Annotated in this window: 21 protein-coding genes; 5 read left to right on the forward strand and 16 right to left on the reverse strand. The window is 64.4% G+C overall.

Features of this window, described 5'->3' with window-relative positions; translation table 11 throughout:
• Positions 1 to 24 precede the first annotated feature (24 nt).
• Complete coding sequence (locus LMJ29_RS16335) at positions 25 to 363, forward strand: hypothetical protein (RefSeq protein WP_229606581.1); 339 nt, start codon at positions 25 to 27, stop codon at positions 361 to 363.
• A gap of 527 nt (positions 364 to 890) precedes the next feature.
• Positions 891 to 1,565 (forward strand): CHAP domain-containing protein, encoded by a 675-nt coding sequence (locus LMJ29_RS16340; RefSeq protein ID WP_229606582.1) that lies wholly within the window; start codon positions 891 to 893, stop codon positions 1,563 to 1,565.
• A gap of 45 nt (positions 1,566 to 1,610) precedes the next feature.
• On the opposite strand, the gene LMJ29_RS16345 is transcribed toward LMJ29_RS16340, so the two are convergent.
• The 7 genes from LMJ29_RS16345 to LMJ29_RS16375 all read right to left on the reverse strand — a co-directional run bounded on the left by LMJ29_RS16345 (position 1,611) and on the right by LMJ29_RS16375 (position 7,252).
• A complete protein-coding gene (locus tag LMJ29_RS16345) occupies positions 1,611 to 2,672 on the reverse strand; it encodes an NADH:ubiquinone reductase (Na(+)-transporting) subunit F (RefSeq protein ID WP_229606583.1) in 1,062 nt (353 codons plus the stop codon).
• 14 nt (positions 2,673 to 2,686) lie between these two features.
• Complete coding sequence (locus LMJ29_RS16350) at positions 2,687 to 3,043, reverse strand: phenol hydroxylase subunit P4 (protein WP_229606584.1); 357 nt, start codon at positions 3,041 to 3,043, stop codon at positions 2,687 to 2,689.
• 89 nt (positions 3,044 to 3,132) lie between these two features.
• Positions 3,133 to 4,656, reverse strand: a complete 1,524-nt coding sequence (locus tag LMJ29_RS16355; RefSeq protein WP_229606585.1) for an aromatic/alkene/methane monooxygenase hydroxylase/oxygenase subunit alpha — start codon at positions 4,654 to 4,656, stop codon at positions 3,133 to 3,135.
• Positions 4,657 to 4,670: 14 nt separating this feature from the next.
• Positions 4,671 to 4,940 carry an MmoB/DmpM family protein gene (locus LMJ29_RS16360; protein WP_090347990.1) on the reverse strand — a complete coding sequence of 90 codons (270 nt, stop codon included), beginning with the start codon at positions 4,938 to 4,940 and terminating at the stop codon, positions 4,671 to 4,673.
• An 11-nt stretch (positions 4,941 to 4,951) separates the two neighbouring features.
• Positions 4,952 to 5,944 (reverse strand): aromatic/alkene monooxygenase hydroxylase subunit beta, encoded by a 993-nt coding sequence (locus LMJ29_RS16365; protein ID WP_229606586.1) that lies wholly within the window; start codon positions 5,942 to 5,944, stop codon positions 4,952 to 4,954.
• A 61-nt stretch (positions 5,945 to 6,005) separates the two neighbouring features.
• A complete protein-coding gene (locus tag LMJ29_RS16370) occupies positions 6,006 to 6,311 on the reverse strand; it encodes a phenol hydroxylase subunit (RefSeq protein ID WP_229606587.1) in 306 nt (101 codons plus the stop codon).
• An 11-nt stretch (positions 6,312 to 6,322) separates the two neighbouring features.
• Positions 6,323 to 7,252, reverse strand: a complete 930-nt coding sequence (locus LMJ29_RS16375) for a catechol 2,3-dioxygenase (protein WP_229606588.1) — start codon at positions 7,250 to 7,252, stop codon at positions 6,323 to 6,325.
• Between the two features lie 587 nt (positions 7,253 to 7,839).
• Here LMJ29_RS16375 and LMJ29_RS16380 point away from each other — a divergent pair.
• The 3 genes from LMJ29_RS16380 (at position 7,840) to LMJ29_RS16390 (ending at position 10,400) form a co-directional block, all read left to right on the forward strand.
• Positions 7,840 to 8,793 carry an IS1595 family transposase gene (locus LMJ29_RS16380; RefSeq protein WP_229606589.1) on the forward strand — a complete coding sequence of 318 codons (954 nt, stop codon included), beginning with the start codon at positions 7,840 to 7,842 and terminating at the stop codon, positions 8,791 to 8,793.
• A 143-nt stretch (positions 8,794 to 8,936) separates the two neighbouring features.
• Positions 8,937 to 9,347: a PaaI family thioesterase gene (locus LMJ29_RS16385; RefSeq protein WP_229606590.1), complete on the forward strand. Its 411-nt coding sequence runs from the start codon at positions 8,937 to 8,939 to the stop codon at positions 9,345 to 9,347.
• Between the two features lie 141 nt (positions 9,348 to 9,488).
• A complete protein-coding gene (locus LMJ29_RS16390; RefSeq protein ID WP_229606591.1) occupies positions 9,489 to 10,400 on the forward strand; it encodes a bestrophin family protein in 912 nt (303 codons plus the stop codon).
• 79 nt (positions 10,401 to 10,479) lie between these two features.
• Here the strand turns inward: LMJ29_RS16390 and LMJ29_RS16395 are convergent, their stop codons facing one another.
• The 9 genes from LMJ29_RS16395 to LMJ29_RS16435 all read right to left on the reverse strand — a co-directional run bounded on the left by LMJ29_RS16395 (position 10,480) and on the right by LMJ29_RS16435 (position 18,439).
• Positions 10,480 to 11,103: an NIPSNAP family protein gene (locus LMJ29_RS16395; RefSeq protein WP_229606592.1), complete on the reverse strand. Its 624-nt coding sequence runs from the start codon at positions 11,101 to 11,103 to the stop codon at positions 10,480 to 10,482.
• 306 nt (positions 11,104 to 11,409) lie between these two features.
• Positions 11,410 to 12,324, reverse strand: coding sequence for a flavin reductase (locus tag LMJ29_RS16400; RefSeq protein ID WP_229606593.1), 915 nt, complete (start codon positions 12,322 to 12,324; stop codon positions 11,410 to 11,412).
• 478 nt (positions 12,325 to 12,802) lie between these two features.
• Positions 12,803 to 13,756 (reverse strand): PDR/VanB family oxidoreductase, encoded by a 954-nt coding sequence (locus tag LMJ29_RS16405; protein WP_229606594.1) that lies wholly within the window; start codon positions 13,754 to 13,756, stop codon positions 12,803 to 12,805.
• A gap of 22 nt (positions 13,757 to 13,778) precedes the next feature.
• Positions 13,779 to 14,534, reverse strand: coding sequence for an SDR family NAD(P)-dependent oxidoreductase (locus LMJ29_RS16410; RefSeq protein ID WP_229606595.1), 756 nt, complete (start codon positions 14,532 to 14,534; stop codon positions 13,779 to 13,781).
• Between the two features lie 11 nt (positions 14,535 to 14,545).
• On the reverse strand, positions 14,546 to 15,028 hold the full coding sequence (locus tag LMJ29_RS16415) for an aromatic-ring-hydroxylating dioxygenase subunit beta (RefSeq protein WP_229606596.1): 483 nt from the start codon (positions 15,026 to 15,028) through the stop codon (positions 14,546 to 14,548).
• Between the two features lie 3 nt (positions 15,029 to 15,031).
• The gene (locus LMJ29_RS16420) at positions 15,032 to 16,321 is read right to left on the reverse strand and encodes an aromatic ring-hydroxylating oxygenase subunit alpha (protein ID WP_229606597.1); all 1,290 of its coding nucleotides are present in this window, start codon (positions 16,319 to 16,321) and stop codon (positions 15,032 to 15,034) included.
• 52 nt (positions 16,322 to 16,373) lie between these two features.
• Positions 16,374 to 16,892, reverse strand: coding sequence for a nuclear transport factor 2 family protein (locus LMJ29_RS16425; RefSeq protein WP_229606598.1), 519 nt, complete (start codon positions 16,890 to 16,892; stop codon positions 16,374 to 16,376).
• A gap of 10 nt (positions 16,893 to 16,902) precedes the next feature.
• Positions 16,903 to 17,265: an IacB protein gene (locus LMJ29_RS16430; RefSeq protein ID WP_229606599.1), complete on the reverse strand. Its 363-nt coding sequence runs from the start codon at positions 17,263 to 17,265 to the stop codon at positions 16,903 to 16,905.
• A 25-nt stretch (positions 17,266 to 17,290) separates the two neighbouring features.
• Positions 17,291 to 18,439, reverse strand: coding sequence for an acyl-CoA dehydrogenase family protein (locus LMJ29_RS16435; protein WP_229606600.1), 1,149 nt, complete (start codon positions 18,437 to 18,439; stop codon positions 17,291 to 17,293).

An 18,439-nucleotide genomic window follows, 5' to 3' on the forward strand; every position in this document is an offset into this window, starting at 1 on the left:
AAACCTCAGACATGGATGTTGCACATGATTCCCAGCAAGAAATTCTGGCCATACGCCGCTATCGCCCTGAGCCTCCTCGGGCTGGTGTTGCTGGGCCTGTTCGGCACGCTGTTGCTGGCCGGCGGCATGATGACCATGCCTGGTGACGGGGCCCAACCTTGGTTCAAGGAAAAAACTCTGGTTCTTGGCGCGCTGATAATTGCGTTGCCATTGATGCTGCTTTCCGCAGCCGGCGTTGCGATTGCTGGCATACGGGCTGGCCGCACCGTCCTGGCCAATAAAATCATCTGTGGACTCGCCTTTGCCATGCTCCTCCTGGGGGCGTGGCTGGCAGGTATCTTCAGCCTGAGCATCCTGAGCTGAGCCATAGGCATACGGATATGAGCGACGGAAATGGCAGTGCACATGGGCGCCCCCGGCACTCCAAGCAGAGATGTTGTATTGCTTTTTCTGCTTCTGCCGTTCTCGGTTTGGCACATAGCCATTCCGGGGGTCGAGTTCCATTCTCGGAAGAAGACAATGATCGCCTCGGATACATACTGAACATTCAGTACGACATTGAAAAGCATGATCGCTATCCGGGGCCACCCCCGGAAGGATCTCGCCATATATTTCCAAGCAAAGATTGCTCATGCAATTTGACTGAAAAAAATTCCAGGCACCACCATCGCCTCTGCATAACCCCAAAATGGCCGATAACGAATGTCCCTATCGGCCCCGTGGGAATGTAGACTGCTGTCCCGGAAGCGGAATAGATGTTGACCGTATATGGAATTGTGTTTATGGGAAAATCTGCTAGTCAGCCAGAAAATCATCAGTAGACACTGAATTTCTGCAGGGCGCATTAGCCCTAATCACCATGGACCGAAAATCGAGCAAGGAGGCTCAACATGGAAGCGCCCCTCTCACACGCTGGCGTCTCGGCAGCCCGCCGGCGGCACCTGAAACCCTACCAATGGGCTCTTGCCCTGACAGCGCCGGTTTTATTGGTACTGGCCATCCACGCCGCCGCCACTCACCTCAACCCGAACCTTGAACATACCGTCGGCGAGCAGATCGACGATCTGAACGGCGTCGCCATCTATTTCAATGGCGGCGTGAACACCACCAACGGTCGCAACCTGTCCCAGGACGGCTACAACCTTGGTCTGCGCTATCAATGCGTGGAGTTCGTCAAACGCTACTACTTCGAGCGCTACGACCATCGCATGCCGGACACCTACGGGCACGCCAGGGACTTCTTCGACCTGTCGCTGCCCGACGGTGGAATCAACGTCAGACGGGGGATGCTGCAGTTCAGCAACGGCAGCAGCACGAGACCGGAGGCGGATGACCTCGTGGTGTTCCGCCCATGGCTGTTCAACCGCTACGGGCACGTCGCCATAGTGGCATCCGTCGATGCCGCATCGCTGCAGATAGCGCAGCAGAACCCCGGTCCCTTTGGCCAATCCAGGGAGTCCTTCCCGGTTGCCTCCCGCGACGGCAAGTGGTTCATCGAGCATTCGCGGGTGCTGGGCTGGCTGAGGCTCGAGGACCCGCCCGAGGATGTGACTGCTACACGGTGAGGACGGGCATTCCGCTGCCGGTCGACAGCGGAGTGCCACCTCATATCAGATCGCCTTGAACAACGGACTCCTCACCTGTTGCGCATCGGCCGCCGAGATGAACTTCTCGGTGTAGATGTCGCGCTCGAACAGGCGGCCCTGCATCAGGGTGGTGATGCAGGAGTCGATCATCAGCGGCGGGCCGCACAGGTAGGCCTTGTGGCCGCGGAAGTCGTTGGCGAAGTACTCCTTGGCCGCCTCGTGGACGAAGCCGCGGAAGCCCTGCCAGCCGCTGCCTTCCGGCTCGTGGGAGAGCGCCGGCACGTAGCGGAAGTTGGGGTGCCGTTCGGCCAGGGCGAGGAATTCGTCGTGGTAGTACAGCTCGTCGCGGTTGCGCTGGCCGTAGATCAGGGCGATCGGCTTTTCGAAGCCCTCAGTCAAGAGGTCGAGGATCATCGAGCGCGGGCTGGACAGGCCGGAGCCGCCGGCCATGAAGATCACCGGCACGTCGGCGGACTTCTTCACGAAGAAGCGTCCGTAGGGGCCGCTGATGGTCAGGCGGTCGCCGGCCTTGAGCTGCTCGTGGACGTAGGTGGTGCCGCGTCCGCCGGGGACGATGCGGATGTTCAGCTCGATCTCGCCGCCCTCCTCCGGTGCGTTGGCGATGGAGAAGGCGCGGCTGCCGATGCCGTCCGGCAGTACCAGGTTGACGTACTGGCCGGCCTGGAAGCGCATGCCGTCGGGGGCGTCGAGCTTGAGCCAGATGCCCTTGATGGTTGGGGTCAGACTCTCGATGCGGCTGACGACACCCGGGAAGTCGCGCACCGGCAGGTTTTCGGCGTCCGGGTCTTCCTCGATCTCCGCCTCGATGGTCACGTCGCTCTGCACCGTGGCGCAGCAGGCCAGGCACTTCTGCTCTTCGCGCTCGAAGTCCATCAGGGCGAAGCTGGAGGCTTCGCCGTGGTCGATCTCGCCGTCGGTGACCTGCACCTTGCAGGTGGCGCACAGGCCATGGCAGCAGGCGTGCGGCAGGTAGATGCCGGCGCGCAGCGCGGCGTCGAGGATGGTCTGGCCCTCCTCGATCTCGATGGTCTGGCCCAGCGGCTCGATGGTCAGTTCGTAGCTCATGACGCGCCCTCCCCTCAGTTCACCGGCACCAGGCTGCTCAGGCCCGGGGTGCGCATGCGCAGCTGTTCCTTGTGGCCGATGCCGTTGGCGGCCAGGCTGGCGGCGAAGTCCGGCACCCACGGCTGGCCTTCCTTGAGCCATTCGACCTTGTTCCAGTCGAGGGCGGCGGCGTCCGGGTCGGCCTGCAGCAGCGGTTGCAGGTGGCTTTCGATCAGCTCGGCGAAGCTGGCCTGCGGCGGCAGGCAGAACATGATGGGCGCGGCGAGCAGCAGGTGGTGGTCCCAGCTGACGAACACCAGTTGCTTGCCGTGGAAGTTCTCCACGCGGTCGCGGGGGATGCCGACGTATTCTTTGCGGGCGGCTACGGTCATGGCGGTATTCCTTCTTGTTGTTCTGGGAAAGGGGAAAGAGCATCACTCTCTCCCCGGCCCTCTCCCTCAAGGGAGAGGGCGCAAAGCAGTTACTGGTTGGACGTGGCCTGGGCGCGCCACTGCTCGAAGTTCTGGCGGTCCTGGGAGGTGGCGTAGTCGCCGTTGTCCTTGCCGTCCTTGAGGAACACCCAGTCCATCCAGGCGCCGAGGTCGCCCTTCAGCGGGTCCTGCATCAGGCCGGGCATCGGCAGCCAGGCCTGGACGTACTTCTCCGGCTCGTTGTCGAACACGTCCTTGCAGCCGTCGGAGCAGAAGTGATAACGCTCGCCCTGGTAGACCGACTCGCGGTGGCAGATCAGGGTCGGGTCGCCCGGCTCGGTGAAGATGGTCGGCAGCTGGCAGCACTGGCACAGCTTGGGCAGGCCGTAATTGTTGAACGGCGCGCCGGTGGCGGCTTCGTGCTTCTTGATGTGCTCCCAGCGCGGGCGGTAGTACTTGTCGAAGGTGGTCGGGTACTTCTTCGCCAGCCAGTCCATGTCCTCGTCGGACGGGATCCACACGTGGAAGGAGGTGCCGAACTTCCACTGGTAGAGGCCCAGCATCAGCTGGTGGGACATGTGGTCGATGGCTTCTTCGGCCTTGTCCCAGTGCTTGGGCGGGCGGATGCCGTAGCGCGCCAGGTCCTTGAACAGCGCGGTGCCGTTCTCGATGCCGTAGATGTTCCAGGCCTCGCGCCAGGACATCACGCGCTTGGGCAGCATGTAGTCCATCATGGTGCTGACCAGGCTCAGCACGCGGATGCCGCGCCAGAACCACTTGTCGATCCAGGCCTGGACGATCGGCAGGTTGTCCGGGTCCTGCTCGAGCATGAACTTGATGCACTCGAGGCCCAGGGTCATGTGCCGCGCCTCGTCGGACTGCGCCGAGAAGCCGAAGGTGACGGTGGCCATGTCGCCGTTGTAGGCGGCGCCGGACATGAACGGCACGAACAGCAGGTTGGTCAGCACGTACTCGAAGCTGAAGCCGATGGCGATCATGAATTCGAACGGGCCGGCGGCCATGGCGTCGTCGAAGAACGAGCGGGCCACCGAGGTGTACCAGATGCGGTCGCGCTGTTCGGCGAAGGCGTGGAAGCCGTTGTAGAACTTGTTGTAGTTGGACAGCGCGTGGATCTGCGTCTGCGCGTGGCGGATCTCGTCGATGGCCTGCATCTGGCAGGCGACCTGGGTGCCGACACCAGGGAACTCGCGGCCGACGCGGGCGAAGCCCTTGTGCGCGGCGTACTCGCCGGGGCTGATGGCCTGCAGGAACACCTTCAGCGCCGACAGGTAGCGGGCGTCGGTGATGTTCAGGTGGCCGTTGTTCTGCGCGTGGGCGTCGATGATCGCGTAGAACTTGCGCTCCTTCTCGGCCTGGTACTTCCAGTAGGCGTCCATGGTCAGGCGGAAGGGATCTTCCCACTTGTCCCAGTCGTGGATCTTGATGCCTTCGTACTGCACGTAGGGGAACACTTCCTCCTTGCTGCGGTAGGTCGGCTCCCAGCCCAGATCGCGGGTGAACAGCTTGTACTTGTCCTTCAGGCTCAGCTTCTTGGTGGCGGTTTTCATGTCCATGGCGGAGTCCTCTCTCAGCTGTTCCAGGTCAGGGTCAGGGTGTCTTCGTCTTCGTCGACGTTGCCTGACAGCGTGATCAGGTTGATCTGCAGTTCCTGCAGGTCGAAGCTGCGGCCGAGTTGCTCCTCGATGGTGTCCTTGCGGATCACCAGGCGGTTGGGCGCGTCGATCTTGACCATCGCCGGCTCGCGGTTGACCACGGCATTGGGGTTGTCGATCTCGATCGCCTCGATGATCGGACGGGTGTCTTCGTTGGCTTGCAGGGCAATGAATACGGTGGACATGGGTGAGCCTCTCAGAGCGCGATGCCGGTTTTTTCGATGCGCGCCTTGAAGGCGGCCACTTGTTCGCTGACCAGATCGTCGGCTTCGGCGCCGAACACCTGCTCGACCACCGGCAGCAATGCCGAGGCGGCGCGGCACTGCCAGGCGTTGATCCACTCCTGCAGCTGGGCGCGGTTGTGCTCGGACTCGCCGGCGGCGACTTTGAGCACCGCATCCACCCACTTCCTGGTTTCGTCGAACCAGTCGGTCATGAACTGGGTGAGCATGGCCACGGTGGAAGCGCCGCGGCTCGACAGGTAGTCGTCGACGATGCGCTCGTAGACCAGCGGATAGAGCAGGCCGTCGAGGGCGACGTTCTGGGCGACGAACAGCTCGAACGGGTCGCGCAGCGCCAGGCAGTCCTCGACGTAGCGGCGCAGCGGCTGCCAGACCTCGCCGTCCAGCCAGGCGGCCTTGCCGGCGTCCAGCGCCTCGGTGCCGCCGAGCAGCAGGCCCAGGCGCGACAGGTACTGGGCGATGCCCAGGTTGTCCATGGCGTGGTAGATGCACGGCTGGGTGAAGGTGGTGCCGTAGCCGTAGCCGCAGATGAAGGTGTTGTTCTGGTTGGCGCCCCAGGCGGCGTGGCGCAGCGGCACCAGCAGGTCGAGGGCGATCTGGCGCAGCTCGGCCGGCAGCAGGTCGGTCAGCCCGCGGCTTTCGACGAAGCTGAAGTTGGCCTCCATGCTGTCCTGCTGGCGGGCGCGGGCCAGGGTGTAGGTGCTGTAGTAGAACTGGCGCGGATCCTTGAGGGCGTACCAGTCCTGCATGACGATCCTGGTGATGCCGGTGTCGTACAGCGCCTGCTCCGGATCCCAGGTCGGCCGGTAGTGCAGGTTCTCGGCGGCCTGGATGTCGTAGCTGCCTTCCTGGTAGCGCGAGGCCGGCTTGTCGCCGAAGCGGCGGGCCAGGTGGTCGAAGGTCTGGCGCAGCGGCTGGATGCTCACCGTGCGAAGGTCGATTTGCATGTGCTCTCTCCTGCTGGCGCTGCGCGGTACACAGCGCCGTTCTTGTTGTTCTTGTCGCTGATCAGGCTTTGAAACGGGTCTGGGTGGCGTCGGCGAGACTCCAGTGCCAGTCGCTGCGCTCCTCGTCCCCGGCGGCCGGCGACCCGGCGTCCGGGGCGCGCGGCTCCAGCATCTGCACCCGGTTGTTCTCGCAGAACTCGGCGAAGGCCTCGGGGGTGAGGATCATCTCCACGATCAGATCCGGCTCGCCGATGGCGAAGTCGAACTCGATGAAGCCGCCGGCACGCTCGCCCGTCACGCGGACCCAGCGCTGCCGGGTGTCGAGGTTGGCCGGGACCATTTCCACCAGTTGCTCGGGACGGTTCATGGCCAGCCTCCTCAGGTCACTACGCTGAGGAAGGTTTCGTGCAGCTTGCGCTGCGGGTAGTCGAGGCCCTGGCCGAAGTTGTCGAAGGTCCAGGTGATCGGCTCGTAGTCCGGGTATGGCTGGTAACCGCCCATGAAGGTCTCGAAGCGGTTGCCGGAGGGGTCCCAGGCGTAGATGGTGCAGCCGCGGGTGACGCCGTGGCGGGTCGGGCCGATGTCCACGTTGACGGCGTTCATCGACATGATGTCGCCGGCGCGCAGCACCTGCTCCCAGCTTTCCATCAGGAACGAGCAGTGGTGCAGCTTGCCCGGCTCGGGGTACTCGGCGAAGGCGATGTCGTGGACCTTGTGCGAGCAGGACAGCCAGATGGCGGCGTTGCCCTCACCGTCCGGGGTGAGCACGCGCTCGACCAGGTAGAAGCCCAGCACCTCGGTGAAGATCTTCAGCACCTCGGCGACGTTGGGTCCGTACAGCAGGGCGTGATCGAGGCGCACCGGGCCGATGCCGTGCTCGCGCGCCTGGGTCCAGGGCGCCGGATTGATGAGGCCGGCGCCGTTGCCGACGATGGTCTTCTCGGCGTACAGCTCGATCAGGTGGCCGGAGGGCAGCTCGAAGCGCACGCGCTCGCCGGTTTCCAGCAGCTCGCCGGCGGGGACGCGGGTGGTGGTCAGACCGTAGGCCTGGAGGTCGGCGTCGAGCTTCTCGAGGGTGGCCTTGTCGAGCACCTTGAAGCCGAGGAAGTCGATCCCGGCGCTGTCGGCCTCGCGGATCACGTAGCTGTGGTGGTCGCGCTCGTCCCAGCACTTGAAGTAGACGCGACCCTGCGCGTCGCGGCCGGTTTCCACCAGGCCCAGTACGTCGCGGTAAAAGCGGACGCTTTCCTCGAGATTCAGCACGCGCACCTGGGCATGGCCCGGCCGCAGCACACCTGTCATCGCCATTTGTTGTCTCCGTTATCTGGCTTGATGCGGTTTGGGTATCTGTCCGGCTTCTGTGGCAGTCCGGGCAGACCGTCTTGCTATCGACGCCATAAGCATTGCAGGGGCGATGCCAGTTTTATTAAGTAGTTGATTTAAAAGGTTTTTAATGCGAATTCTGGCCATCTGAGCGAACGCCGGGCCTGACGCTTTTGTCCCGCGGCCTGTTTCGCCTTACAAAAACGTAAAGCTGCAGTGCACAAAAATCGCCCGACCAAACCGCTGGCGGTGTGGCGCCGACGCCAGGACGTACGAAAAACGCCTGCCAACGCGGCCGGCAGGACGCAAGAGGCGTCGCTGGCACGCACGGACGAGCGGCCATGCGCGCGGCTGCCGGCTCAGGGCGGTGGCGCCAGCCGCGGCTGGCAGGGGCCATCGTCGAGCGCTGTACGTTTTGGTCACCCGGTGCAATCGCAGGGCACCGACCTCCGCCTGTAGGGGCGAATTCATTCGCCAGCGCAGCCTGGTCAGGCGAATAAATTGGCTATGTCTGCGTTAAGTGTTGCCAGCACCTAAACTTGCGGTACGGCATTCCATTCTGGAGGTCTGCCATGCGCGCGACGGAGTTCAGGAGCTGGTTGTCTCGGCTCGATCAACTCAATCAGGCCCAGCGGGAGCAACTGCAAGCGCAGCTCTCCTCTCACCCGGACGTGCTGAGCGAGGCCCTGGCAGCTCCCGAGCGGTGCCCGCACTGCCAGGCCAAGGCTCTGCGTCCCTGGGGCACCAGCCATGGCCTGGCCCGCTATCGGTGTCGGGGCTGTGGGCGCACCTGCAATGCCTTGACCGGTACACCGATGGCGCGCTTGCGCCACCGGGAGTGCTGGGGGCGTTATGCCCAGGCGTTGGTGCAGAGCCTGACGGTGCGTGATGCGGCCGCGTTCTGCGGCGTACACAAGAACACGGCGTTTCGTTGGCGGCATCGCTTTCTCCGGCTGATTGCCGAACATCGCGCGCAGCATGAGTCGGGGATTGTCGAAGCCGACGAGACCTTTTTCCTGGAATCGTTCAAGGGCCAGCGCCAGTTGCCGCGCCTGGCCCGCAAGCGCGGTGGCACCGCGCAGCGCAAAGGCTTTACCGCCGAGCAGATTCCCGTCCTGGTCGTGCGTGATCGCAGCGGACGACACGCGGACTTCCATCTGGAAAAGCTCAACGCCGTTCACGTGGGCGCGGTACTGCGGCCGTTGCTCGATCCAGACGCGGTGCTGTGCACCGACAGCGCGGCGGTTTACCACAGCGTTACCAAGGCCGCCGGTATTACCCACCGGCGCCTGAACTTGCGCCAGAAGCGCCGTACCGACGGCGCCTTCCATATCCAGAACGTCAATGCCTACGACAGCCGCCTGAAGGCCTGGATGATCCCTTTCCATGGCGTCGCCACCAAGTACCTGGCCAATTACCTGGGTTGGCGACGCCTGCTCGAGCGCTATGGAAATGACATCAACCCATTGATGTGCATGAGGGAATCGCTCGGCTACTACCCTCTGCAACAACTAACGCAGACATAGCCAATAAATTCGCCATTACAAGGATTGGCCCGCCGCCGCGGGCAAACCATTCGCTGCCTGGTCGGTCGCCTCGCGCGGGCGCTGGTCGAGCCTGCCGGCCTGTAGTAGGTTCGGTTTCCTAACGGATTTCAGGGAGGATCGTCATGACCAGCAAAGAAGAAATCGCCGCCTTCATCGCCGCGGAGTTCCCGCAGACCAAGTGCATCGTGGAAAGGGTCGGCGACGGCGGCGCCACGGTCTGGCATCCGGTCGGACACGACGAGCTGCGTCCCGGCGGCACGGTGTCCGGCCCGGTGCTGATGAGCGTCGCCGACGTCGCGCTGTACGTGGCGATCCTCGGCGAGATCGGCATGGTGGCGATGGCGGTGACCACCAGCCTGACGGCCAACTTCCTGCGCAAGCCGGCGGCGGACAGGAACATCGTCGGCGTGTGCAAGCTGATCAAGGTCGGCAAGTCGCTGGTGGTCGGCGAGGTCTACCTGTATTCGGAAGGCTCCGAGGACGCGGTGGCGCACGTGGTCGGCACCTACTCCCTACCGCCGCGGCGGGAATGATGGTTTGACGGGAGCAAGCCGAATCCATGCCGATCAACCGGCGAACGGGCCTTGCAATCCCTTTCGCCGGTTACCGGGCCGCGACGAGCCGCCTGAGCCAGTCCGCCGAATCCCCTTTTCTCCGAGCTTCCGCCGACCCCGATGATCATCTACCCGCAACGCCCCGCCATCTGGACCCTGCTGTTTTCCCTCAAGGGCTCGATCATCCCCAGCATCTGGCGCAAGGTGCTGTTCACCGTGCTGATCAGCTCGCTGGTGGTGGTGGCCGAGGGCATGCTCGAGGGCCACAAGCTGCTGCTGACCGCCACGCCCTTCACCCTCTGGGGCCTGACCCTGGCGATCTTCCTCGCCTTCCGCAACAACGTGGCCTACCAGCGCTTCTGGGAGGCGCGCACTTTGTGGGGGGAACTGCTGATCGTGGCACGCAACCTCGCCCGCCAGAGCCTGGTCCTGCTGCCCGGCCTGTCCCGCGAGCAGCGCCTCGCCCTGGTGACCCCGCTGATCGGCTTCAGCCATGCGCTCAAGGACTGCCTGCGCGGCGAGCCGCTGGGCGCCGAGGCGCGCCAGTACCTCGGCGCAGATAGCGCGACCCCGGCGCTGCCAACCACCCCCAACGCCCTGCTCGGCCAGATCGCCCGCCGCTTCATGGAGCAGGCCACGGCCAGCGGCGCCAGCGATGTGCTGAAGGTGGAGCTGGACCAGCAGCTGACCCGGCTGTCCTACGTGCTGGGCGGCTGCGAGCGCATCCGCAACACGCCGATTCCCTACCCGTACATCCTGATGCTGCACCGGGTGGTGCACATCTACTGCGTTCTGCTGCCCTTCTGCCTGGTCGGCAGCCTCGGCTGGTTCACGCCCATCGCCGTGTGCATCCTGGCCTACACCTTCTTCGGCCTGGATGCGCTGGGCGACCAGATCGCCGACCCGTTCGACACCCAGCCCAATGATCTGGCGCTGGACGCGATCTGCCGGACCATCGAGATTTCCATTCTCGAACTGCTCGGCGAACCGGCGCCGGCGCCGCTGGAGCCGGTGGACGGCGTACTGCTCTGACAGGCCCGATAGCCCCGGCTTGGTAGACGTCGCGAAGGATGGCGAGCGGCGCGGGCCGGACGAGGCGCCGGACCCGTCCCTAGCGAAGCGGCGAGAACGCCGCGGGGAGATAGACGGTGGAGTTCATCTTCTCCAACTGGGGCGCCGAGTTCTCCGGCGGCCATACGCCGTCCGCCACCGCCCGCCGACGCACATCCAGGCGCTCTTCGAGGCTGGCGTAGGGCCAGATGTGCAGGTAGCGCGGCAGTCGCCCGCTGGTGGCGTAGAAGGCGGCGTAGACCGGCGAATACCCATCGGCGGTACGCGGGCCGACCGCCTTGCGCCAACCCTCCAGGGTCGGCGCCAGGCCCGAGGGCACCAGGTCGTACTCGCGCAGCTCGTAGAACGGTCCATGCTCGCCGGGCGCCAGGGGCTCCAGGAACGGGAACAGGCGGTAGTCCTCGATCTGCTGTTCGAGCAGCAGCTCGCCGATGCCGAAGGCGTCCGGGTGCAGCAGGCAACGCTCGCGCTCCTGCTGGCGGCTGTCCGCGTCCTGGAAGCCGCGCAACACGGCGATGCGGTTCTGCGGGCCGATCTCCGACACCCAGCAGCCCATCAGGGACACGCCCTCGCTGGCCATCTCCAGCGCCTGACGCAGCCGCGGCAGGGCTTGCGGCGGGGTGCGCACGCGCAAGGTGAAACTGATCAGTTCGAAAAGGTGCATGGCGGTTCTCATGACTCGGGAGACGATGCCGGCCGCTCGGGCCCGAGAGCGGCGAGGTCGGCAGATCCGGCGGGTTGGGGAGTTACGGCAGGACTCTTGGTGCGGCAGGCGGGAACGTGTCCGGCGCGGGCCGCCACGCCAAGGCGCCTGTGCGACCGGGCGACCCGGCATCGGCGCCCGCACCGCGCGCCCTTGCCCGTCGCTGGCCCCGCGGCCGGAGTGCCCGGCCAGCCGGCGTGGCTGGCGCACTACGCCGGACTTATGGCGGGGCCGGATGGTCGTCGGCGCAGGAAGCCGCGCCTGGCGCTAGATCGAGGCGCCGACCTTCTTCAGCATGACCTTCAAGGCTGCCTGCTCATCGGCATCGAGCAGGGACAGCATCTTCTTCTCGTGCTCGATCGCCGTATCCAGCAGCTGAGCCGCCAGTTGCCTGCCTTTCTCGGTCAGGACCAGACAGCTCCCTTCCATCTGCAGCAGCCCCCTGCCCTGCAGCCATTCGCCGGTGGCGACCAGCTCCTTCTGCGGCTGGGACACGAAACGGCAGGCCTGCTCCTGCTCCAGCGGCTCACCGTCGGCCAGCAGGGTGAGCAGTCGCCATTCCTCGGCGGTGACGCCGAAATGGCTCAGGCGCGGATAGAAGTCGTCGGTATAGGCATTGAGGGTCTGGCGCAGCTGGTACAGCAGGTAGTCGCCGAGCAGGCCGCGGGCTTCCAGCGCCTGGGTCGGCGCCTGTACCGCCGGATGGACTTCCGGCACGGCGTAGCGGCCGTTGTGGAACACCAGCGAGCTGGCCCCTTCCTCGTAGGCGTAGTCGACGACCTCGCCGACGATGATGAAGTGGTCGCCGCCCTCGTAGACGTTCCAGGTCTTGCACTCGAACGCGGCGGCGGCGCCGGGCAGCAGCGGGCAGCCATGCGCGTCGTCGCGGGTCTGCAGGCCGGCGAACTTGTCTTCGCCACGCCGCGCGAAGCGATTGGACAGCTCTACCTGGTCATTGCGCAGCACGTTGATGGCAAACGACTTGCCATTGGTGAAGGAATCCAGACTCCAGGCGTTCTTGTCGATACTCCAGAGCACCAGCGCCGGCTCGATCGACAGCGTGTTGAAACTGCTGGCGGTCACGCCGATCGGATGCCCTTCGGCATCGCGGGTGGTGATTACGGTGACGCCGGTGGGAAACTTGCCCAGCGCCCGACGGAAATCCTTGGGATCAAATTTCATGGGGACTCCAGTTCAACTCAAAACAGCCAGGAAACGTTCGTTCGACCCAACAAGTCCCGAAGCAGGCCGAGGGCGAACATGCATATAGGGTCAACCTGGTTGCCGCTTGCACGCTTAAAGCAAGTGGGGCAATTGCCGTCACTGCAACTACACGCCAGATTTACTCATCTTGTTTTTGGTATCGATTCCTGCCCGAACCGAGGCTCCGGCAGGAAGCTGGCCGGCGCAGTCTTCAGGCTCTGGCCGAAAGGTGCCTGCGCTCGGCCCTGCTGCACCGAGAAGCGGCGCGGACAGCGGCTTGCCACTGAGCATCCACAAGTGCATCCGCAAGTGCGGCCGCGAAGTGGCGAGCCAAGCGAGTCATGCTCATTTACGAGCGCTGAACTGCGCTTGCTCGCCGCTTGGCGCGGCGCCGCCGAGGTCTGCTCAGACCTTCGCTCAGTTGATTCTGGGTACGGACCGCAAGGCGAACTCTTTCTTAGATATCCAGCACCAGACGTGCGCTCTTGGCCCGCGAGCAGCACAGGGCGATCTGGTCGTTGTCGGCCTTTTCGTCGTCGGTGAGGAACAGATCGCGGTGCTCCGGGGTGCCCTCGATCACGTCGCACAGGCAGGTACCGCAGACCCCCTCTTCACAGGACATCTGCACCCGCACCCCCGCCGCCTTCAGCGCCATGGCGATGCTTTCGTTGGCGCCGACCTGCACGGTGATGTCGCTGGCCTGGGCGTACACCTCGAAGGCAGCGCCGCTGATATCCACCTCGGCGTTGAAGTACTCGAAATGGACCTGCTTGTCGGGCATGCCGGCCGCCTTGGCCTGGGCGATCACCCAGTCCATGAAGCCGCTCGGGCCGCAGACATACAGGTGGCTGCCCGCCTGGGCCGCTTGGCACAGTGCCTTGGGATCCAGGCGGCTGGCGTCGCCGGCATCGTCGAAGTGCAGTACCAGGCGGTCGCCGAACTCGCCCTTGAGTTCGTTCAGAAAGGCCGCCTTGGCCTCGCTGCGGCTGCAGTAGTGCAGCTCGAACGACTTGCCGGCAGCCTTGAGCGCGTACGCCATGGCGATCATCGGCGTGATGCCGATGCCGCCGCCGATCAGCAGGCTGTGCTCGGCGCCCATCTCCAGCGGGAAGTGGTTGCGCGGGGCACTGATCTGCACCCGGGCACCTTCCTGCAGGCTGGCGTGAATCCGCTTCGAGCCGCCGCGGGAGTTCGGGTCGTTGAGAATCCCCAGCCGGTAGCCGGCACTGCCCGGCGCGTTGCTGAGGGAGTACTGGCGGATCAGGTCCTGAGCCAGCACCACGTCGATATGGGCACCGGCTTCGAACGCCGGCAGCGCGCTGCCGTCGGCCGCGGCGAGATCGAATACCGCGATCTCGTCGGTGTGGTCTTCGCGCCGGGTCACGATGGCATCGATAACGATATTGTTCATATTGCTTGTCATGGGAAGCACCTCAGCGCATGAATAGGCCGCCGTTGATATCCAGGGTCGTGCCGGTGGTGAAGTAGGCTTCCGGACGGGCCAGTTGCACCACCATGTCGCCGATGAAATCGGCATCACCCAGCTTCCCTACCGGAATGGCGCCGAGCAGGCCGGGCAGGCGCTCTGCGGGAACCAGCGACTTCACCATCGGGGATTCGATCGGCCCCGGGGCAATTGCATTGACTGTCACGCCCCGCCCGGCGAGTTCCTTGGCGAACACCTTGGTGAGGGTGATGATGGCGCCCTTGGAGGCGGCGTAGTGGGCACCGGTCGAGGTGCCGCCGTTCTGTCCCGCCAGGGATGCCATGTTGACGATGCGGCCATACCCCTGGTTGGCCATGTGCTGGCCGATCACCTGGCAGCCCGCGAACGTGCCGCCCAGGTTGATGTTCACCACCTCGGCGAACTCCTCGGGCGAGATCTGCATCACCGGGGTCGCGCGGGTGACCGCCGCGTTGTTGACGAGGATATGCAGACCGCCCCAGCGCTCCAGGACGGCGGCGAGCGCGGCTTCGAAATCGGCAGGCCGGGCGACGTCCAGCGCCAGCGGCATCACTTTCTCCCCGGTAGCGTCCAGCGCCAGGGCTGCAGCTTCCGCCGCCGGCAGCGAGCGATCGGTCAGAACGACCCGATAGCCGGCTGCCAACAGACGGGCCGCGATGTGGTTACCCAGTCCTTGAGCTGCACCGGTGACCAGTGCGATATGCGACTGTGTTGGGTTACCCATGCGGCCACTCCTTAGAAGATAAAGCTGACAGTGCGCAGGAAGCCGTCGGCGTGCAGCAGCTTCACCACCTTCTGCTCCATCTTGAAGCCTTCGCTGGTCGGCCTCAGGATGTATTCCACGTTGGCCGGATAGCTCACCAGCTTGCCGTGGCGCAGTTCGTTCAGGGTCATGGCGCAGCGGGCCATCACTGCTTCCTCGCCGGCTTCGAGAATGCGCACGCGGGACATCATGCGCACGGTGTTGCCGACCGACATCGCCGATACGGACTCACCATTTTGCAGACGGGCCACGCGCAGGTTGCGCATCTCGGCATCGTCCAGCGCCAGGTTCAGCGCGTTCAGGTAGTCGGTTTCGTTCAGATCGGCCGGCACGATGTACAGGCCGGAGTCGGTCCACAGGGAGAGCCACTCCTTGTAGCCCTTGTGATCCAGCAGGTCCGCTTCGTAACCGATGAATTCGGTGACCTGTGCGAGCAGTTGAGTGTTGGATTTCATCGCTTATTTCCCCTCTCCAGCGGCCATCATCTTCTTGTATTGGCGGTAGGCACCGCGCATGCCGGTTTCCGAGCAGACCGCACCCGCCACGTTGCCGTCCGGCGAGTCGTGGAGGTTGTTCATGCCACGGTTGACCAGGATCCAGCCGTCGGGGCCGGCCATGGCGCCCTTCTGCACGCGCTCCCAGGCCTCGCCGTCATCCGGCGTACCGAAGCCCATCGGGCCCTGGAAGTGCTCGTGCAGGCGCATGCGCTTGCGATTGAACGGCGCCGGCGCGCCCTCGCCGCCCAGTGCCACGTGCTGGATCTCGGTCTCGCCGACGCTGACCGGACGCAGCACGCGGAAGAACGCCATGGAGCAGGACACGTTCGGGAACAGGTTCAGGTTGAAGCCGGTGCCGTGGGCGGCACGCACCAGCTTGCGCACTTCCGCCTCCGACTTGCCTTCGTTGCGCAGTTCCTGGGCCAGTTGCGCGAAGCGCGCCGGGATCGGCTGGTCGAGGTCGGCTTCCAGGTCCACCAGTTGCGGGATCATCACCATCACGCTGTGGCCGTTGCCCAGGTCTTCCACGAAGCCTTCGCCGTCGAGGAAGTCGAAGATGTCCGCGGTCGCTTCGTCCAGGGAGGTCACGAAGGACTTGTGGACGATCGGGAAGTGGTAGGCGTCGGTGGTGTTTTCCAGCTGGATCTTCCAGTTGCCCGGGAAGTTGAAGCGGTGCTCGCCCAGCACCTTCACCGGATAGCCACCGCCCTGCTTCATGAACAGGTCGATCCACTTCCTGGCGCCGCCCAGGAAGTCTTCCAGCGGCTCGATGTCCTTCTTGAAGGTGGCGAACACCATGCCGCGGTAGGTTTCCACGCGCAGGCTTTCCAGCGGCATTTCGCTCTTGTCGAACACACCGGCATATTCCTCCGGCTTGGGCAGGGCACGCAGGCTGCCGTCCAGGCCGTAACCCCAGCCGTGGTACGGGCAGGTGAAGGCCTTGGTCTTGCCCTTGCGCGCTTCGCAGACGGTGGCGCCACGGTGCTTGCAACGGTTCTCCAGCACGTGCAGGTTCATCTGCCGGTCACGGCTGAGAATCACCGGCTGACGGCCGATATACGCGGTCTTGAAGCTGCCGGCTTCCGGCACTTCGCTCTCATGGCCGACGAACACCCAGGTGTTGTTGAACACCTTGTCCAGCTCTTCCTCGAAGATCGCCGGATCGGAGTAAAGGGACTTGTGTACGCGCCCTTCTTCGACGAGTTCAGCCGCCTTGAGGCTGATGTTCTGAATATCGATCAATTCGGTCATGGTCTTGTTCTCTTCATTCATCGACTGGCCAACGGACGCATCCGTCGGATAGTTATTCTTCGGGTACCGGCAGCGGCTGCGGGTTGTCCCACGGGGTCTGCACCGGGCGGTTGAAACGGCTGGTGGTGCAGAAGTGGGCGATCTTCCAGCGCCCTGATTCGCGGCGAAAACGCACATCGAGGAGCGCCGAGCTGAGCTGGGAGCGGCCATCGGCGAAGGTCGCGGTCTGCAGCAGTACCCAGGTGCCTTCGGCCTCGTCCTCGCTGCGTACATCCACCCTTTCCGAAGTCAGGAAGTGCACGTTGAGGGCGAAGTGCGCCGGCGGCAGGGTGTACTTCTCGAACATCGCGCGGACCGCCTGGCGTCCCTCACGACGACCGAAGGTGGCCGCGTAACGCTTGCCCTTGCCTTCCCACACCGCGTCCTCGGTGAACAGCGCCATCAGCGGCTCGAGGTCGAAGCCTTCGTCGAGGTAGTCGCACAGCTGCATGTACTCATGCAGGCAGGCGCTGACCTCGCGAGCCGCCTCCAGGGCGCTCACCCGCTGACGCAATTGCTCCAGCTCGCTCATCTGGCGATCCTCAGGCGCGCTGCACGATCAGTTCACGACCGATGCGCGCCTCGACCTTGGCGTAGCGCCACAGCTTGTAGGGGCCGTTGCCCACGGCGGTGGCGCGGAACAGGTTGCAGCAGGCAACCACGGTGTCGTAATCCGCCACGTCGGCCAGCAGGTAGGTGGTCCAGGGATAGCCGCTGGACGGACCGACCATGCTCTGGTCGTCGTCCATGTTGCCGATCACCTCGACGCCTTCCATGTCGTGGATGCCGTTCCACATGGCGCCGAAGGCCGCCCAGACATCGAGTTGCTCGTCACGCGGGGCGTCCATGAAGTTCTGGTTGATGCCCATGCAGAACAGGACACGCAGGGGTTTCTTGTCACTCACGGAGTTTCTCCTTGTTATTGTTGGTTTACAGGTAACCCGGCAGCGGAGCGTGGCCAAAGAACATGGCGCCGGCATTCTTCAGGGTGATCGCCCCCATGAACGCGTGCTGGGTGCACATCATCGAATCGCGGACGATGCGCGACAGCGGGTGATCGTTGTAGGTCCCGGTCATGCCGGTGACCTCGTAGGTGGCGCGAATCGCGTCGGCACATTCATGGGCCAGATTGGTGGTCGCCAGGCGGATCAGGTTGACCTGCTCCTGGGTGGGCTCGCCGCCGGCCAGAATGCTGTTCCAGGCTTCCTCGGTCGCCTGGTAGAAGAAGGCGCGCGAGGAGCGCAGCTTGGCTTCTGCCTTGGCGATCTCGATCTGCACGTATTCGCGCTCACCTAGGTTGGGCGCCCCGGTCACCGACTGGCGACCGGCCGCCATGGCCTGCACCACGTTGAGTGCTTCACGGGCAAGACCGGCGGTGGTGACGGACAGCACCTGGGCCGCGAAGGCCAGCGTCGGATAGCGGAAGAACGGTGCATCGACGTTGGGCTTGCCACCACGGACGAAGGTCCACTCCTCCGGCACGAACACCTCTTCGACCACCAGGTCGTGACTGCCGGTGCCGACCATGCCGATCACGTCCCAGTTGGGCTCGATGCGTACCTTGTGGGCCGGCATCACCGCCATGCGCGGCAGCGGCTCGCCGATGTCCGGCTGAATGCCCACGCCGATCAGGGAGGCGCCCATGCAGCCGCTGCCGAACTTCCAGCGACCGCTGACCACGTAGCCGCCGTCGACTTTTTTCGCCGGCTGGGTGGGGAAGATGCCGCCCGCGAATACCACATCGGGGGATTCTGCCCAGACCTCATCGATGGTCCGCGGCGGCAGCGCAGCCAGGTAGGCGGGGTTCATGCCGAAACTGGCGACCCAGCCGGCCGAACCATCGGCGGCAGCCATCTCCTCCACCATCTGCAGGAATTCGAGTGGCGAGCGCTCGTCCCCGCCCATCGCCTTGGGGACCATGGCACGGTAGACGCCTACCTGCTTGAAGGACTCGATGATGTCCTGCGAGATGTATTGCTGATCCTCGAACTCCTGCCGACGCTTGCGCACACTATCCAGCAGAGCATCGAACACTTGCTCGCCGCCCCAGAGGTTCTTATCGATCTGATAACCTGGCAT

The sequence above is a fragment of the Pseudomonas oryzagri genome, from assembly GCF_020831405.1.
Lineage (GTDB): Bacteria > Pseudomonadota > Gammaproteobacteria > Pseudomonadales > Pseudomonadaceae > Geopseudomonas > Geopseudomonas oryzagri.

Coding starts and splice junctions, on each gene's coding strand:
- LMJ29_RS16335 (WP_229606581.1), top strand. CDS start 25: ATGATTCCCAGCAAGAAATTCTGGCCATACGCCGCTATCGCCCTGAGC.
- LMJ29_RS16340 (WP_229606582.1), top strand. CDS start 891: ATGGAAGCGCCCCTCTCACACGCTGGCGTCTCGGCAGCCCGCCGGCGG.
- LMJ29_RS16345 (WP_229606583.1), bottom strand. CDS start 2,672: ATGAGCTACGAACTGACCATCGAGCCGCTGGGCCAGACCATCGAGATC.
- LMJ29_RS16350 (WP_229606584.1), bottom strand. CDS start 3,043: ATGACCGTAGCCGCCCGCAAAGAATACGTCGGCATCCCCCGCGACCGC.
- LMJ29_RS16355 (WP_229606585.1), bottom strand. CDS start 4,656: ATGGACATGAAAACCGCCACCAAGAAGCTGAGCCTGAAGGACAAGTAC.
- LMJ29_RS16360 (WP_090347990.1), bottom strand. CDS start 4,940: ATGTCCACCGTATTCATTGCCCTGCAAGCCAACGAAGACACCCGTCCG.
- LMJ29_RS16365 (WP_229606586.1), bottom strand. CDS start 5,944: ATGCAAATCGACCTTCGCACGGTGAGCATCCAGCCGCTGCGCCAGACC.
- LMJ29_RS16370 (WP_229606587.1), bottom strand. CDS start 6,311: ATGAACCGTCCCGAGCAACTGGTGGAAATGGTCCCGGCCAACCTCGAC.
- LMJ29_RS16375 (WP_229606588.1), bottom strand. CDS start 7,252: ATGGCGATGACAGGTGTGCTGCGGCCGGGCCATGCCCAGGTGCGCGTG.
- LMJ29_RS16380 (WP_229606589.1), top strand. CDS start 7,840: ATGCGCGCGACGGAGTTCAGGAGCTGGTTGTCTCGGCTCGATCAACTC.
- LMJ29_RS16385 (WP_229606590.1), top strand. CDS start 8,937: ATGACCAGCAAAGAAGAAATCGCCGCCTTCATCGCCGCGGAGTTCCCG.
- LMJ29_RS16390 (WP_229606591.1), top strand. CDS start 9,489: ATGATCATCTACCCGCAACGCCCCGCCATCTGGACCCTGCTGTTTTCC.
- LMJ29_RS16395 (WP_229606592.1), bottom strand. CDS start 11,103: ATGCACCTTTTCGAACTGATCAGTTTCACCTTGCGCGTGCGCACCCCG.
- LMJ29_RS16400 (WP_229606593.1), bottom strand. CDS start 12,324: ATGAAATTTGATCCCAAGGATTTCCGTCGGGCGCTGGGCAAGTTTCCC.
- LMJ29_RS16405 (WP_229606594.1), bottom strand. CDS start 13,756: ATGAACAATATCGTTATCGATGCCATCGTGACCCGGCGCGAAGACCAC.
- LMJ29_RS16410 (WP_229606595.1), bottom strand. CDS start 14,534: ATGGGTAACCCAACACAGTCGCATATCGCACTGGTCACCGGTGCAGCT.
- LMJ29_RS16415 (WP_229606596.1), bottom strand. CDS start 15,028: ATGAAATCCAACACTCAACTGCTCGCACAGGTCACCGAATTCATCGGT.
- LMJ29_RS16420 (WP_229606597.1), bottom strand. CDS start 16,321: ATGACCGAATTGATCGATATTCAGAACATCAGCCTCAAGGCGGCTGAA.
- LMJ29_RS16425 (WP_229606598.1), bottom strand. CDS start 16,892: ATGAGCGAGCTGGAGCAATTGCGTCAGCGGGTGAGCGCCCTGGAGGCG.
- LMJ29_RS16435 (WP_229606600.1), bottom strand. CDS start 18,439: ATGCCAGGTTATCAGATCGATAAGAACCTCTGGGGCGGCGAGCAAGTG.